Origin of the sequence: Mycobacterium sp. WMMD1722 (genome assembly GCF_049315205.1) — a bacterium.
Classification (GTDB): domain Bacteria; phylum Actinomycetota; class Actinomycetes; order Mycobacteriales; family Mycobacteriaceae; genus Mycobacterium.
The window spans coordinates 4,902,571-4,917,509 of record NZ_CP186056.1 but is presented as its reverse complement, the minus strand read 5'-3'; the positions used below and the strand labels follow the sequence as shown (position 1 = coordinate 4,917,509).

17 protein-coding genes are annotated in these 14,939 nt (G+C 68.3%); 9 read left to right on the top strand and 8 right to left on the bottom strand.

Annotation, left to right across the window (positions count from 1 at the left end; all coding sequences use genetic code 11):
* Positions 1–34: 34 nt before the first annotated feature.
* From ACN27E_RS23790 to ACN27E_RS23770, 5 genes are all read right to left on the bottom strand, one after another.
* On the bottom strand, positions 35–895 hold the full coding sequence (locus ACN27E_RS23790) for a peptidoglycan recognition protein family protein (protein ID WP_422745243.1): 861 nt from the start codon (positions 893–895) through the stop codon (positions 35–37).
* Positions 896–908: 13 nt separating this feature from the next.
* A complete protein-coding gene (locus ACN27E_RS23785; protein ID WP_422745241.1) occupies positions 909–2,015 on the bottom strand; it encodes an esterase family protein in 1,107 nt (368 codons plus the stop codon).
* Positions 2,016–2,149: 134 nt separating this feature from the next.
* Complete coding sequence (locus ACN27E_RS23780) at positions 2,150–3,481, bottom strand: hypothetical protein (protein WP_422745239.1); 1,332 nt, start codon at positions 3,479–3,481, stop codon at positions 2,150–2,152.
* Between the two features lie 11 nt (positions 3,482–3,492).
* Complete coding sequence (locus ACN27E_RS23775; RefSeq protein ID WP_422745238.1) at positions 3,493–4,704, bottom strand: class I SAM-dependent methyltransferase; 1,212 nt, start codon at positions 4,702–4,704, stop codon at positions 3,493–3,495.
* Positions 4,705–4,744: 40 nt separating this feature from the next.
* Positions 4,745–5,434 carry an LpqN/LpqT family lipoprotein gene (locus ACN27E_RS23770; protein ID WP_422745236.1) on the bottom strand — a complete coding sequence of 230 codons (690 nt, stop codon included), beginning with the start codon at positions 5,432–5,434 and terminating at the stop codon, positions 4,745–4,747.
* Between the two features lie 143 nt (positions 5,435–5,577).
* Between ACN27E_RS23770 and ACN27E_RS23765 the strand changes: the two genes are divergently transcribed.
* The 4 genes from ACN27E_RS23765 (at position 5,578) to ACN27E_RS23750 (ending at position 7,511) form a co-directional block, all read left to right on the top strand.
* Positions 5,578–5,880, top strand: coding sequence for a hypothetical protein (locus ACN27E_RS23765; protein ID WP_422745235.1), 303 nt, complete (start codon positions 5,578–5,580; stop codon positions 5,878–5,880).
* A gap of 70 nt (positions 5,881–5,950) precedes the next feature.
* Positions 5,951–6,811, top strand: coding sequence for an LLM class F420-dependent oxidoreductase (locus tag ACN27E_RS23760; protein ID WP_422745233.1), 861 nt, complete (start codon positions 5,951–5,953; stop codon positions 6,809–6,811).
* 92 nt (positions 6,812–6,903) lie between these two features.
* Positions 6,904–7,221, top strand: a complete 318-nt coding sequence (locus tag ACN27E_RS23755; RefSeq protein WP_422745232.1) for a CD225/dispanin family protein — start codon at positions 6,904–6,906, stop codon at positions 7,219–7,221.
* A gap of 116 nt (positions 7,222–7,337) precedes the next feature.
* On the top strand, positions 7,338–7,511 hold the full coding sequence (locus ACN27E_RS23750) for a CsbD family protein (RefSeq protein WP_422745230.1): 174 nt from the start codon (positions 7,338–7,340) through the stop codon (positions 7,509–7,511).
* Here ACN27E_RS23750 and ACN27E_RS23745 read toward each other — a convergent pair.
* From ACN27E_RS23745 to ACN27E_RS23735, 3 genes are all read right to left on the bottom strand, one after another.
* Positions 7,501–7,890, bottom strand: coding sequence for a hypothetical protein (locus tag ACN27E_RS23745; RefSeq protein WP_422745228.1), 390 nt, complete (start codon positions 7,888–7,890; stop codon positions 7,501–7,503). The two genes, ACN27E_RS23750 and ACN27E_RS23745, sit on opposite strands and share 11 nt — an antisense overlap.
* Positions 7,887–8,558, bottom strand: a complete 672-nt coding sequence (locus ACN27E_RS23740) for a hypothetical protein (RefSeq protein WP_422745226.1) — start codon at positions 8,556–8,558, stop codon at positions 7,887–7,889. The genes ACN27E_RS23745 and ACN27E_RS23740 overlap by 4 nt, the downstream gene beginning before the upstream one ends.
* Before the next feature lie 70 nt (positions 8,559–8,628).
* A complete protein-coding gene (locus ACN27E_RS23735; RefSeq protein WP_422745225.1) occupies positions 8,629–9,951 on the bottom strand; it encodes a ClC family H(+)/Cl(-) exchange transporter in 1,323 nt (440 codons plus the stop codon).
* Positions 9,952–10,381: 430 nt separating this feature from the next.
* Here ACN27E_RS23735 and ectA point away from each other — a divergent pair, with 430 nt between their 5' ends.
* The 5 genes from ectA to ACN27E_RS23710 are packed head-to-tail and all read left to right on the top strand — an operon-like array spanning position 10,382 to position 14,933.
* The gene (gene ectA, locus ACN27E_RS23730; RefSeq protein ID WP_422745223.1) at positions 10,382–10,888 is read left to right on the top strand and encodes a diaminobutyrate acetyltransferase; all 507 of its coding nucleotides are present in this window, start codon (positions 10,382–10,384) and stop codon (positions 10,886–10,888) included.
* A 19-nt stretch (positions 10,889–10,907) separates the two neighbouring features.
* The gene (gene ectB / locus ACN27E_RS23725; protein WP_422745222.1) at positions 10,908–12,197 is read left to right on the top strand and encodes a diaminobutyrate--2-oxoglutarate transaminase; all 1,290 of its coding nucleotides are present in this window, start codon (positions 10,908–10,910) and stop codon (positions 12,195–12,197) included.
* Positions 12,198–12,245: 48 nt separating this feature from the next.
* Positions 12,246–12,635, top strand: coding sequence for an ectoine synthase (locus ACN27E_RS23720; protein WP_422745220.1), 390 nt, complete (start codon positions 12,246–12,248; stop codon positions 12,633–12,635).
* On the top strand, positions 12,635–13,552 hold the full coding sequence (thpD, locus tag ACN27E_RS23715; RefSeq protein WP_422745218.1) for an ectoine hydroxylase: 918 nt from the start codon (positions 12,635–12,637) through the stop codon (positions 13,550–13,552). The genes ACN27E_RS23720 and thpD overlap by 1 nt, the downstream gene beginning before the upstream one ends.
* Positions 13,545–14,933 carry an MFS transporter gene (locus ACN27E_RS23710; RefSeq protein WP_422745216.1) on the top strand — a complete coding sequence of 463 codons (1,389 nt, stop codon included), beginning with the start codon at positions 13,545–13,547 and terminating at the stop codon, positions 14,931–14,933. The genes thpD and ACN27E_RS23710 overlap by 8 nt, the downstream gene beginning before the upstream one ends.
* Positions 14,934–14,939: the final 6 nt, after the last annotated feature.

Genomic DNA, 14,939 nt, shown 5'->3' with positions numbered 1-14,939 from the left:
CTGGTAACACCCGTCGGCCGTCATGGCGTCGGGCTCACCGCATGGGGAGCCGCAAGCGCAGCGCCGCCGCGGTCGCCGGACCGACGATGCCGTCCACCTCCAGTCCAGGGGTGCGTCGCTGGAACTCCCGCACGGCCGCCTCGGTGCGGGCTCCGAAGCTGCCGTCGATGTCGAGTCCGCCGGCATAGGCCGCATAGGCGTGTTTGAGCCTGCGCTGCAGCTCGGCGACCTCGGGACCCTCGACACCTCGGTAGAGCAACACGCCGGCGTACCGATCGTCGTCACCGGATTCTCGCGCGGTCGGCGGCGGATCGACCACCGCGCCGATCCGGGTCTGGACGTCACGGCGCAGGACATCCATGTCGATGGCCCCGGGATCCCATTTGCCCTGCGTCCGTCCGGCGTACTCCTTGTGCCCGATGGTGCGCTCGGCACCCTGGCCGAGCCGCCGGTTGATCGCCGCGCAGGCCCGCACCAGCGCGGTGTATTGGGCGTCGGGCCAGTGGTACCGGTGGGTCGCGGCGGGGCTGGTGCCGGTGTTGGCGCACTCGACGCCGATGGTGTGCCAGTTCCCCATGCTCGCCGGTAGCCACGGATACCAGCCGATCCCCGCATGCCAGGCCACTCCGGCCGCGACGACGGTCACGGTGCCGTCCCGGGCGATGTGCAGATGCGACAGCGGCCCGGGCAGATCCGGCCTGCCGACTGCGATCGACGCTGCGGTCGCACTGTCGGAGCCCGTGTGGTGCACCATCACGCCCCGGATGTCGCCGAAGTCGCCGTGCCCGCGCTGCCGCCACCCGGGGTACTCGACCAGCGCCAGCCCCTCGTCGCGCAGCACCTGGGCGAGCCAGACGGGGTCACCGGTCCACGACCGGCTCGCTGCGGCGCTCAACCCGCCTGCTCGCTCAGCGCGCGGGCAGCGCCGCCGGTACGGCGGCCGGTGCTGCCGGAACTGCCGGCGGGAGCCCCGCTGCGGGCGGCGCGACGCCCGGGGGAAGAGGCGGGGCGGGCACCGGCGCCGGTGGAGGTGGCGGCGGAGGCGGCATCAGTACCCGGAGCATGTCGGGCTTCATGGCCTGCAGCTGCGAACCCCAGTAGCCCCAGCTGTGGGTGCCGGTCGGCGGGAAGTTGAAGACCGCGTTGCGGCCCCCGGCCGCGAGATACTTCTGCTGGAACTCCTTGTTGGAGGTGACGGTGATGTTCTCCAGATACTGCGCACTGAAATTGCCGCCGAAGTCCGAACCGGTGTCCAGATCCGACATCGTTCCGCTGCCGCAGTAGATCCACAGGGCGGTCCCGTTGGCTGCCAGCCGCCCGACGTTGACGGTCGGATCGTTGCGGGTCCAGGCGACGTCGCTGGTCGGGCCCCACATGTTGGTCGGGTTGAACCCACCGGCATCGCGCATCGCGAATCCGATCAGGGTGGGCCACAGCCCGCCGGACGGGTTCAGATAGCCGGACAGCGAGCTGGCGAAGATGAACTGCTGGGGGTACCAGGTCGCCAGGTTGAGCGCCGCGCTTCCCGACATCGAGACGCCGACCACCGCGTTGCCGGTGGGACTCTGCCCGCGATTGGCGGCCAGCCAGCCCGGCAGCTCCTTGGTCAGGAAGGTCTCCCACTTGTAGGTGTAGGTCCCCGCCGACCCCTTTGCGGGCTGGTACCAGTCGGCGTAGAAGCTCGACTGCCCGCCCACCGGCATGACCACCGAGATGCCCGACTGGTCGAACCATTCGAACGCCGCGGTGTTGATGTCCCACCCGTTGGCGTCCTCCTGGGCGCGCAGACCGTCGAGCAGGTACACCGAGTGCGGGCCCCCGTTCTGGAACTGGACGCGGATGTCCCGGCCCATCGACGGGGACGGCACGTCGAGCACCTCCACCGGCAGACCCTCACGGGAGTAGGCGGCCGCGGTCGGCGCGTGGTCGACCACCATGAGCGCGGAGGTCAGCACGCCGAGTGCGAGCACCCCGACCGCGCGCGTCCATCTCCATTCACCGAATCGCTGTCTCACCGCTGAATGCACCCCATCCCATCTCATCGACAGCGGGACGCTAACAGCGCCGGGGCGGGTGCTCGGCCCCGCAGCGCCGCGCCTTGACCGCGTTGTTATGAACCCTTGTGGGGACTGTTGCGGGGCGGTGCGGTCTACAGGTCGACCGTTGCGGCGACGTCCATATCGCGCAGCGCCTGCACGGCGGTGGCGCGCAGGTGCTCTCGGGTGTTGACGCCGCCCGGCTGCCACGCGGACACCGATGCGGTCACCCGGCCGTTGGCGCGGCAACCGCCCAGGAACAATGACCCACCCGAGCGGTCGAGGATGGTCGAGGTGATGCCGGGCTCGACGATGCGGAACGAGACGAACTCGGCGTCGGCGCCGTCGGGCCGGTTCACCGCAGGGTCGACGTCGCCGAGATTCGAACAACCCACCGGTGCGCCGCGTTCGGTGACCATCGCCTCGAGCCGGCGCACCAGATACCGCGGGGTCACCGGCGTCAACGGAAGCGGGGCCAGCAACGGGTTCGGCTGTTCGCGCAGCGCGACCAGTTCACGCTTCAGCTCGGCTCGCAGCGGCCGGAGATCGGTGGTGGCGAGGTCCGGGTCGGCCCGCACGCGCGCCTCGGTCAGCGCATTGCCCCGGGTATCGCCGGGGACCCGCTCACTGACCGGGAACGACAGCGTCACCCGACCGTCCGCATCGTGTCGGCCCAACAGCCGGCCGAGCTGTGCGGCGAACGCGCCGAACAAGCTGTTGCTGGTGCCACCGAGGGCCGTCGCGCGCGCATCCCACTGCGCGATGTCGGCCACGCACAGCACCGAGGGCGGCACCACCTGGTGGTCCTCGCCGCCCGTGACGGCTTCCCGCGGTGACGCCATGGACGCCGACAGCTCGTCGCGCGAACTGCGCGCCACCCGCACCGTGGCGGCGAGCGCCCGGCCCATGTCGGGGAGCGCACGGACCATCTGCCGGGCGTCCCGGGACCTCGCTTCGCGCCGGTTGGTCGACCCCGGCGGCGGATAGCCGAGCCCGGGAACGACGCCGTTGACCGCATCGGCGATCGCCTGGCAGATCGCCAGCGCGTCGCCGGTGGTGTGCGACACCACCAGGGCGACCGCGCCGCCGCCGTCGCTGAACGGCTGCACGCCCAGATGCCAGGCCGGCCCGGTCTCCGGATCCACCGGAGTCCGGGCCCGCTCGTCGAGCCAATCCCATACGTCGTCGCGGCGCCGGTCCACGGCGCCCACCTGCAGGTCGGACGGTCCGGGCGACGCCACCCACCGGTGCCGTCCGAACGGGAGCGGCGAACGCTCGATCCGGCGTCCGAGCAGGCCGCGGCCGAGATTGCGGTGGAACCGCCGCAGGGCCTCGATGTCCACCGGCCGGTCGTAGAGCCAGCTGAACTGGATCGACGGACCCCTACCGAGCGCACGCAGACCCAGGAACGACGCCTGATCGATGTAGGCCAGCGTGTTGTCCACGACGGGTCGGTTCAGCCCAGTCCCATGGCCACGATGTCCAGGCGCCACAGCGCTTCGAACAACTTGCGTGCGGTCTTCTCCGCCTTCTTCTCCGCCTGGTGCACGGCCGAGCCGCTGACCGCCGCGGCGGCGATCTGGCGGATGGTCCGCTCACCGTCGATCTGTCGGGCGATCTCCGCCTGCGTGGGATTCAAGTTCACGCGGACCCCGCCGGCAGCGTAGGCCTGCTCACCGGACAGCCCACAGGCCAGCCGCCAGGCGGGGACGTAGTCGAGCGAGTCCAGCGAGGCGAAGTCGATGGTGTAGGAACTCTTCGGCCGCTCGGGGCGGCTGGCCATGAAGAAGTGGCAGCCGTTGGTGATCTGCAGCCGCTCCATCACCGACCAGTGCTTCTCCCGGGGCAGCGCCTGGACGGCCTGGGTGAAGTCGTTGTCGGGCGAGAGCATCTCGTGCATGTAGTACGGCGTACGCAGGAACCAGTCCTGGAACACCAACCCCGCGTCGTGCACCAGTTCCAGGCAGTCGTCGACGGTGTAGTTGCGGTCGCGGCCGTGCAGGAAGGTGTCGACCAATCCCGCGTCGTATTTCAGATCGGGGGCGATCTTGATGTAGCCGTGGATGGGATGATCCGGCGGCAGCAGCGCGATCGACTGCCGCACCCCGCGGACCGACGGCTCGTCCTGGCCGAACTGCAGGTCACGGTAGACCGACTGCAGGATCTCCACCCCGAGGCGGCCGTACTTCGCGTACAGCATGATGCAGATGACCCCGTCGGGCCGGACGCAGTCGGCCAGCGCCAGCATGCCCTGCAGCGGATCGGCCATGTGGTGCAGCACGCCGGTCGAGACCACCAGGTCGAACTGCCGGCCCAGGGTCGGCAACTCCTCGATGGGCAACAGGTGCAGCTCGAGGTTCGTCAGGCCGTGCTTGTCCTTGAGGTACTGCTGGTGGTCGAGCGAGGGCTGGCTCACGTCGACCGCCACCACTTTGGCGTCCCGGTTGTTGAACGCGAACACCGCGGCCTGGTTGGTGCCGCACCCGGCGATCAGGATCTCGACATCGTGCTTGTAGTCCCGATCCGGCCACAGCACCCGGTGGGCGTGGCTGGGATCGAACCACTGCCAGCTGTCCTCGGTCCAGGCCTCGAGGTCCTGGATCGGCTCCGGATACCGGTACTTCTCGTACTGGTGGGAGACGACGTCGGCGCGCGGATCCGCGGTCATATCGGTTGGTGCTCCTTCGTTTCGATCCAGGACGTGCTGGTCAGGGGGTGATGACGGTCTGGGTGTTGACCGTCTGCATCGCCTGTTCGAGCAGGTTGGCGTTGGCCTCGCTGCTGTCGGCGTTGATCTGCATGACGTACACCCCATCCGGTGCGGGGAACACCACGGTGGTCTGTTCGATGGCTCGCCGTGAATTGTCCTGCTCGCGCAGGAAGGAGCCTTCCATCTGGATGCCGTCGAAGCCACTGACCCGCAGCGGCGTGCCGTTGGTTCCCCGGTAGGCGGTCTTGGCTTTCAGTTCGCCCGGCGCATAGAAGAGAACTCGCCCGAGATCCCCGGGGCCGGTCAGCTTGGACACGATCGTCACGATGTTGGGCGGATCCGGCAGCAGGGCGGGGTCGTTGAGATACATCGCGCTCCACGCCCACTGCGGGGTGTCGGCTCCGGCGTCCACCCAGCCGGGCGGCAGCGGCATGGTCACCGTGGGGGCGCCGGGGTCGCCGGGGTGCAGCACGGTCTCGACCAGGCCGTTGTCCTGGATGAAATTCTTGATCGTGTAGTTCTGGGCCATCTGGGACTGCGGCGGCACCGCCGTGTCGGTCACCACCGGCGGCAGTGTCGTACTGCCCCCGGACGACACCGTCGTCTCCTCCGACGGCCCGGACCCACAGGCGCTGGCGGCGACGACCACCAGCGCGACGACCGCCGCGGCCCCTGTTGCTCTCGGCACCATCACTTCCCCCTCCGGACGATGTCCCGCCACAGCATAGGTAACCAGACTGCCGTCGCCGAGCGAATCGGCCACCGCAGATCTCCACGCACTCTCCACCCAACCTCCAAGTTCGGCCGCCGGGTGATCGACAGGATCGATCCATGAGAAAGCACCTCTGCACCACATCCGCCCTGCTGTCGGCGGCCACCGCGTTCGGCGCGGCGATTCTGGCGCCGGCCCCCGCGGCGCACGCCCAGTCCGCCGTCGCGACCATCGGTCAGCTGGAGGCGACCGGTTTCGCGGTCCGCCTCACCCGGGTGGGCAGCGCACCGTTGAGCGACTGCGTGGTCACCGACATCAGCACCGGCGGGCAGCGCCGCCTCATTCCGGACGACGACGACGATGTGTTCGGCCGCGACGCGGTGCGCCGCACGGCGACGGTGGCGCTGGACTGCACGCGGTGAGCCCCGCCGGGAATCACCGGGCGCTCCGTGCTGTCGTATTCCTCGAAACCTCGTGGCGAAAGGGACCGATGTGCGAATAGGCGTGGTGTTTCCCCAGACCGAACTCGGTGGCGATCCCGGCGCGGTCCGCGCGTACGGCGAGACCGTCGAATCACTCGGATATGCGCACGTCCTGGTCTACGACCACGTGGTCGGGGCGGACCCCGCGGTCCACACCGGCTGGGCCGGTCCGTATGACGTTCACACCACGTTCCACGAACCCTTCGTGATGTTCGGTTATCTGGCGGCGGTCACCCGGTCGGTCGAGCTCGTCACCGGCGTCATCATCCTGCCGCAGCGACAGACCGCGCTGGTGGCCAAGCAGGCCGCGGAGGTGGATCTGCTCAGCGCCGGCCGGTTGCGGCTGGGCATCGGAATCGGTTGGAATGCAGTGGAATACGAGGCTCTGGGCCAGGATTTCAGCGATCGGGGCAAGCGGTCCGAGGAGCAGATCGAGGTCCTGCGGCGGTTGTGGACCGAACAGAGCGTGTCGATCGACGGCGCCCACCACAGGGTGACCGGGGCGGGCCTGGCTCCGCTACCGGTGCAGCGGCCGATTCCGGTCTGGATCGGCACCGCGTCGGCGCCGGGATTTCGGCGCGCCGGACGCATCGCCGACGGCTGGTTTCCGATGATCCCGCCCGGTCCCAAGCTCGACGAGGCGCGGGCACTGGTCGCCGAGGGCGCCGCCCACGCCGGTCGGGATCCCGAAGCGATCGGCATGGAGGGGCGGGTCAACTGGACCGGCGACGATGACGCGCTGCGCCGCGACCTCACCGCCTGGTCCGACGCCGGAGCGTCCCACGTCTCGATCAACACGATGGGGGCGGGCCTGTCGACGGTCGACGACCATCTCGCGGTGTTGGCGAGGGTCGCACCGCAGCGGGGCTGAGCTACCGGTCACGTGTCCGCGGTTCTGCGATCTCGCGACGAGTATTGACGATATGGTAACCGCGGCCACGCCCCGGGACTGAAAGAACATCGATGACGCAACCTCCTGGCAATTACCCGCCTCCGCCTGCCGCCCAGCCGGCAGGCCCGCAACCGAAGACGCATCTGGCGTTCGCGATCCTGACGACGATCTTCTGCTGTCTGCCGTTCGGCATCGTGTCGATCGTCAAGGCGAGCCAGGTCAGCGGCCTGTGGGCGCAAGGCCGGTACCCCGAAGCTCAGGCGGCGTCGGACAGCGCCGCGAAGTGGGCCAAGATCAGCCTGGCGATCGGCCTGTTCGTCATCCTGATCAACGTGATCCTCGCGCTGACCGGGGTCACCGACTTCGATTTCGACACCGAGACCTACTGATCGGCGCGCCGGCGGACGTCCGCTGGCAGTGACTGCACAGTTTGCGATTCCACCGAGGTTGGTACCCACTGCGGGTCGGTCGCATTGGCCGGCACAACCGTAGTGAGGATGTCATCGTGAGTGGAACCGATAAGGCCAACAACAAGATCGAAGAACTCGGCGGTAAGGCCAAGGAGGCCGTCGGCAAGGTGACCGGCGACCAGAGCACCGAGAACGAAGGCAAGGGCGATCAGGCCAAGTCGGATCTGAAGGACGCCGGCGAGAAGGTCAAAGACGCCTTCAAGAAGTAATGGCCGCCCGGTCGACCCCCCGCGAACGCCGTTCGCCGCCGACCAGATGGACGGCGTCGCCGACATCGACGGTGACGACGTCAGCGGGTGGGTCGTCCAGGAACGGCAGTTGTAGCAGGCCGTGGAAGTCGCCGGTCTCGACGAACGTGTGGGCGCGGGCGAACAGCGGTGCGACGTCGAACACCCGGACGCGCACCTTCTCGCGGCTCAACCTGCCCAGTTCCCGGCCGGACTCCGGATCGGTGACCACCTGCCCGGCACCGGAATGCACCGCGAACACCATGCCCTTCACGACGCCGGCCTCGGCGCCCCGGTTGATGACGAGCGTGTAGTCGTCTTCGATCAGCGCGACCTGCCCGCTGATCGTCGAGCCGGTCACGAGGCCGCCAGTGAGGTGCTTCCGGCTTGAATTCGCGGCCGGATCCGTTGTGCGTCAACGGGTATGGCCGCATCGCCGTATCCGGCGTCATCGCCTTCGGTGCCCAGGGCCAGCTCGACGGCGGTCTTGGCCTGGAACAGCGCTATCACCGCCTGTTGATGCCGCTCGGACCCTAACGTGTTGAGCGCCACGGTGAGCTTGCGATCCACGTAGGCGACCGAACGTGCCAGTTCGCGGTCGTCAACGGTGTCGGCGCCGGACTGCACGGGTGCACCGCCTGCGCCGTTGTACCACCGATGCCCGAGCGCACCGGCTGCGCCGGCGCACACCGGAACCACCACGACCGCGCACAGCAACCCGACGGGTCCCGACAGCGCGATAGACCCGGCCACGCCCAGCAGCGTGAGGATCCCGAAGCCGAGGAGCAGGCGCAGTGCGACCGGCACCCGCCCGAGGGCGCGCACCGACTGGCTCACCGCGCGTCCGCCCATCCGCGCCGAACTCGCCGCCGCGCCGCCTATCGCAGCGGCCGTTTTCGCGGCGGCGCGACCAGCCTTGTCGACGTGATCGCGGGTCACGGGGTTCTTCGGCATGGACCACACCCGCTGCTGCGACGGTGCAGCGGGCGGGTCGCCCGGCCCCTGCTCCGGCGTGGACACCTCAGTCACATTGGCATCAGTAGTCACATGAGCATCATCCCCGGTTGTCGCCCGATCGCGGCGCGGGCGCGCCGGTGGCTTACGTGTTCGGCACCTCCGGCAGCATGCGTTCGCGCAACGAGTCATAGATGGGCGGGGACCGGGTCAACTCGGCGGTCAGGACCGCGGCCGCGGTGGCGGCCAGCATCGGAATGGCGACCGCGGTGGTGGCCGTCATCTCGATGGTGACCACGATGCCGGTCACCGGAGCCCGCACGGTCGCGCCGAAGAACGCCGCCATTCCCACCAATGCCATCGGGATCGCCAGCGCGGCGGCGTGCCCGCCGAGAAAGGCGCCGGCACCGCCGACGAACAGCAACCCCCACAGGGCGCCGACCGCGAGCAACGGCGCGAAGAGCCCGCCCGGCACGGCCGCCGAATAGGACAGCGGGCCGGCGATCAGGCGGACCAGCAGATACCCCACCACGACGGGCAGGACGAACTGGTGCCCACCCAGGATCAGCTGGGTCAGCGTCTCACCGCCGCCGACGGCCAGCGGGTAGACGAACATGGCCAACCCGATCACAGCACCGATCAGCGCAGCCTTGGCGACGGCGGGAATGCGCCGGAATCCGCCGACGTGGTCGAGGAACCACAGCGTCAGCCGGTTGTATCCGGCACCGAGGAATCCGGTCAGCACCCCGAACACCACGAACAGCGGCAGCCAGGCCAGACCCGGCGTCTCGACGGCGGCGACCCTGAAGTCCGGTTCGTTGCCCAGCAGAAGCCGCATACAGCCGACCGCGGTCGCCGCGGACAGCAGGGTGGCCAGCACCGCCTGCATGCGGAACGACTTCGTCACCTCCTCGAGCGCGAACAGCGTTCCCCCGATGGGTGCGTTGAAAGCCACCGCAAGACCCGCTCCCCCGACCGCGGTCTGCATCATCCGGACATCGTCGTCGGGCAGGCGCGCCTGCCGGGCCGCCTCGGCGCCGATCGCCGCGCCCATGTGGACGGTGGGCCCTTCCCGACCGAGCACCAGACCCGAGCCGATGGACAGGATTCCGCCGACGAACTTGGCCGGCAGCAGCATCAGCAGCGGTGGTCGCGCATCACCCCGGAACACCGCCTCGACGTGTTGAATGCCGCTGCCGGCAGCCAACGGCACCCACCGGACGATCAGCGCGGCGAGGGTCGCGCCGAGCGCGGCGGCGGCCATCGGTATGAGCCACCCCGGCCCGGGCAGTCCGTGGGTCCAGTCCACGACATCGAGCCGCAGCCGGTCCGCCTGCTGCAGGCACCAGCGGAACGCGCCACCGACGAATCCGATCGCGACACCGGCGACGATCGCGGTGAGGCAGACCCGGATCGGACTCCGCAGATATCGGTCCGGCTGATCGGCCGGGATGTCCTGTTCTCTCACAACGTGATCCGCATGGCGGGGCGGGTCATCCCGCCGGCACGACGATTCAGCACGACCGCAAGACCCCCTGACGGCAGACGGCAACAGCGCGTCCAGTGTCGCAGGTCGATCGCCGCCATCCCGTCCGCCCGGGTTCGGTAACGATTCGATAACACTTGATTTACTTGCGCTCACGCATTATTTTCGCTACTGCGCAGGTGACCGCGGTGTTCACCCACCTCACCTCGATCGCAACGACCTGGGCACGCGCTTGCTCGGCCGCACCGCCCCGGCTTAACGTTCGGCCACCCGATGCCTTTACTGACGTGACTCGATGAACTGTTCGGTGGTGACTTGATTGATGGCGTACGCGCCTGCCCTGCGGAAGCACGGCCTCGAAGAGGCTTGGACTGCCTCTCCTGATGACTCTGTGAGACAACACAATTCGTGGATGCGCTATCTCCGTCGGCCGACTGAGGCGGACGCGGTGGCGATGCAACGCCTGGTTGCCGGAACCGGCGTCCTCGATGCCAACTCCGCCTATGCCTATCTGCTGATCGCGACCGATTTCGCCGACACCTCGATCGTCGCCGCGCGGGACGGCGATCTGTGCGGACTGATCACCGGTTACCACCCGCCCGCCAGACCAGACGTGCTCTTCGTGTGGCAGGTGGCCGTCGCCCAGCCGTGCCGGGGAACCGGACTGGCAGCCACCATGCTCGATGCCCTCGTGCACCGGGTCCGCGAATTCCGCAACGGGCACCCGGTCACCGTCGAAGCGACGGTGGCGCCGGACAACGCCCCCTCGCGCGCCTACTTCGGCGCGTTCGCCCGCCGGCACGGTGTCCCGCTGGTCGAGCGCCCACATTTCTCGGCGGCTCAACTCGATCCCGACGGCGCGCACCAGGACGAGCCGATGCTGCGTATCGGCCCCATCGTCAAATCCTCTGACCTGTAACGCGATTCCGAGAGAAGCAATGACAACACTTTCTCCGCCAACCACACTGCACGAAGCCGACCTCCCCGAGGTGTACTCCCTCGTCGAGTCCGAAGTACGAAGTTATTGCCGGGCGTGGCCCACGGAGATGGCCACCGCGAGCGGCTCCTGGCTGACCGACACGGCCGGACGGCGCTACCTCGACTTCTTCGCCGGCGCCGGTGCGCTGAACTACGGCCACAACCATCCGCTGCTGAAGGAACGACTGCTCGACTATCTCGCCGGTGACGGGATCGTGCACTCGCTGGACATGGCCACCGGCCCCAAGACGGAATTCCTCAAGACCTTCGACGAGGTGATCCTGTCCCCGCGGGACCTGGACTACAAGGTCCAGTTCCCGGGACCCACGGGCACCAACGCCGTCGAGGCGGCGCTCAAACTGGCCCGCAAGGTGACCGGTCGGGAGGCCGTCGTCAACTTCACCAACGCTTTTCACGGCATGACGCTGGGTTCGCTGTCGGTGACCGGCAATTCGATGAAGCGTGCCGGCGCCGGGATTCCCCTTGTGCACACCACTCCGATGCCGTACGACAACTATTTCGAGGGTGCAACCGAAGACTTTCACTGGTTCGAACGTGTCCTCGACGATTCCGGCAGTGGACTCAACCGGCCGGCCGCGGTGATCGTCGAGACTGTGCAGGGCGAGGGCGGTCTCAATGTCGCACGGGTGGAATGGCTGCAGGCGTTGTCGGAGTTGTGCCGCCGTCGCGACATCCTGCTCATCGTCGACGACGTCCAGATGGGCTGTGGACGTACCGGCCCCTTCTTCAGTTTCGAGGCGGCCAAGATCGTCCCCGACATCGTCACGCTGTCGAAATCGATCAGCGGCTACGGGCTACCGCTCGCCTTGACGTTGTTCCGGCGCGACCTCGACGTCTGGACACCGGGAGAGCACAACGGCACCTTCCGCGGCCACAACCCGGCCTTCGTCACCGCCACGGCAGCACTCAACGAATTCTGGAGCGACGCGTCGTTCAGCCAGCGGGTGGCGGCCAAGGGCAGCTTCCTGCGCACACGCCTGGACTCGATCGCGGCCGAGCACCCCGGGGTGCAGGCCCGTGGGCGCGGAATGGCCCAGGGCCTGAAATTCGCCGACGCACCCGTCGCAGCCGCGGTGAGCCGGGCGGCGTTCGAACGCGGCCTGCTGGTGGAGACCAGCGGTCCGTCCGACGAGGTGGTCAAACTGCTTCCGCCGCTGAATATCTCCGGCTTGGATCTGACGGCCGGTACCGACGTCCTGGCCGACTCCGTCACCGCATGCATGCGCTGACCACCTCGACGCTGACAAGACGCTGACCACCAGAAAGGACCGCGCAACGTGATCGTTCGCACCACCGCCGAAATCACCCGCACCGACCGCGATGTCGCCGCCGACAACTGGAGATCCAAACGCATCGTCCTGGCCGGCGACGGGGTGGGTTTCTCGTTCCACGAGACCACGATCGATTCGGGTTCGGTGCACGAGTTCCACTATCGCCACCACGTCGAAGCGGTGTGGGTCGTCGACGGCGCCGGCATCTTGACCAACCTGGAGACCGGCGAGGATCACCCCCTGAGGGCAGGCACGATGTATCTGCTCGACGGGCACGAGCGCCACCGCGTCACCTGCTACTCACAGCTGCGCATGCTCTGCGTGTTCAATCCGCCGGTGGCGGGCGACGAGGTCCACGACGAGACGGGTGCCTACCCGGCGCCGGCGCACTCCTGATGGCGACGAACGCGGCGCTGGCCGTGGCCGACCCCTACGCAACGCGTCTGGTGCATGCGGCGCCGCCCGTGCCGCGCATCGAGCCGACCGTCTGGGGTCAGCCCGGTGACGGCCCACTGTGCGAGGTGGAACTGCAGACGATGGCGGCACGGGGCCGGCTCATCCGACCCCACACGGTGGACGACGCCTGGTTGCCGGTGCTGCGCGAGGAACTGACCCGCATCGGCGACGACGCGGAGCCCGGCGACCCACGCATCATTCGCGAACCCCGCGGAAGTATCCGCTCGGTGTTCCAGCCTCATCTGTTCAGCGATGTCATCTCCGAAGTCATCTCCCTGGACACCGTGCTGCCGGTGGCGCGCCAACTGCTGGGCAGCGAGGTCTACCTCCATCAGGCTCGCGTCAACGTCATGCCGGGCTTCACCGGCACGGGGTTCTACTGGCACTCCGACTTCGAGACCTGGCACGCCGAGGATGGCATGCCGTCGATGCGGGCGGTGTCGTGTTCGATCGCGCTGACCGAGAACTTCCCCTACAACGGGTCACTCATGGTCATGCCCGGATCGCATGAGGTGTTCTATCCCTGTGTCGGGGTCACCCCTGACGACAACCACCGCTCCTCCCTGGTTCGCCAGGAGACCGGCGTCCCCGACCCCGCGGTGCTCACCGACGCCGCGGACCGGTTCGGCATCGAACAGATCACCGGGCCGGCGGGCAACGCGCTCTGGTTCGACTCGAACATCATGCACGGCTCCGGATCCAACATCACCCCGTTCCCGCGCTCGAATGTGTTCCTGGTGTTCAACTCGGTCGAGAACCGGCTCGGCGAGCCGTTCGCTGCCACCACACCCCGCCCCGAATACCTTGCCGCGCGCGACATCCGGCCGGCCGGAAGAGAGGACGACCATGATGGGTGAGTCTGACCCCGACGCGACAGCGGCAACCACCGAGGTCGAACCGCCACGGCGCGACGTACGCCGGGCGATCGCCGCATCCGCGATCGGCAATGCCACCGAATGGTTCGACTACGGCATCTACGCCTACGGGGTCACCTACATCTCCGCCGCCATCTTCCCCGGGGACACCCAGAACGCCACGCTGCTGGCGCTGTTGACGTTCGCGGTGTCCTTCCTGGTCCGTCCCCTCGGGGGATTCGTCTGGGGTCCGCTCGGCGACCGGATCGGCCGCAAACACGTTCTGGCGATCACCATCGTGCTGATGGCCGCCGCCACCTTCTGCGTCGGGCTGATCCCGTCGTACGCGTCGATCGGCTTCTGGGCGCCGGTGCTGCTGACTCTGCTGCGGATGGTGCAGGGCTTCTCGACCGGCGGCGAGTACGGCGGCGCCGCGACGTTCATGGCGGAGTACTCGCCATCGCGCCGTCGGGGTCTGCTCGGGAGCTTCCTGGAATTCGGCACCCTGGCGGGCTTCTGCGCCGGCGCCTCGCTGATGCTGATGTTCTCGCTGGTGCTCTCGGAGGGTCAGATGCAGGAGTGGGGTTGGCGGCTCCCCTTCCTCATCGCCGCACCGCTCGGCCTGATCGGCTTCTACCTGCGCTCACGGCTCAACGAGTCCCCGGTGTTCGAGGAGCTCGAGCACTCCGACGAGCAGCCGAGCAGCATCGGTGCGGGTTTGCGCAACCTGCTCACCGAATATCGCGGTCCGATCCTGCGGTTGGGCGGCCTGGTGGTGGCGTTGAACGTGGTGAACTACACCCTGCTCAGTTACATGCCGACCTACCTCGAGACGTCGATCGGTCTGTCCACGGACATGTCGCTCATCGTCCCGATCATCGGTCAGTTGGCGATGATGGTGGTCCTGCCGTTCGCCGGGCTGCTGTCCGACCGGGTGGGGCGCAAACCGCTGTGGTGGGTGTCATTGACCGGCCTGTTCGTGGCGGTGGTGCCGATGTTCATGCTGATGTCCACCGGTCCGGTCGGGGCGCTGATCGGTTTCGCGGTGCTCGGCCTGCTCTACGTTCCGCAGTTGGCCACCATCTCCGCGACGTTCCCGGCGTTGTTCCCCACCCACGTCCGCTACGCCGGCTTCGCCATCGCCTACAACGTGTCGACGTCGATCTTCGGTGGCACCGCCCCTGCGGCCAACGAATGGCTGGTCGGACAGACCGGCAACAACCTCTGGCCGGCCTTCTACATGATGGCCGCGTGTGTGGTCGGCGCCATCGCGCTGCGCAGGATGCCCGAGACGGCGCGCTGTCCGCTCAACGGCACCGAGATCCCGGGCACCGAGCAGGCCCCGCCTCCCGTCGAATACGCGGCGGCGGACGGCACTCGGTGACCTCGC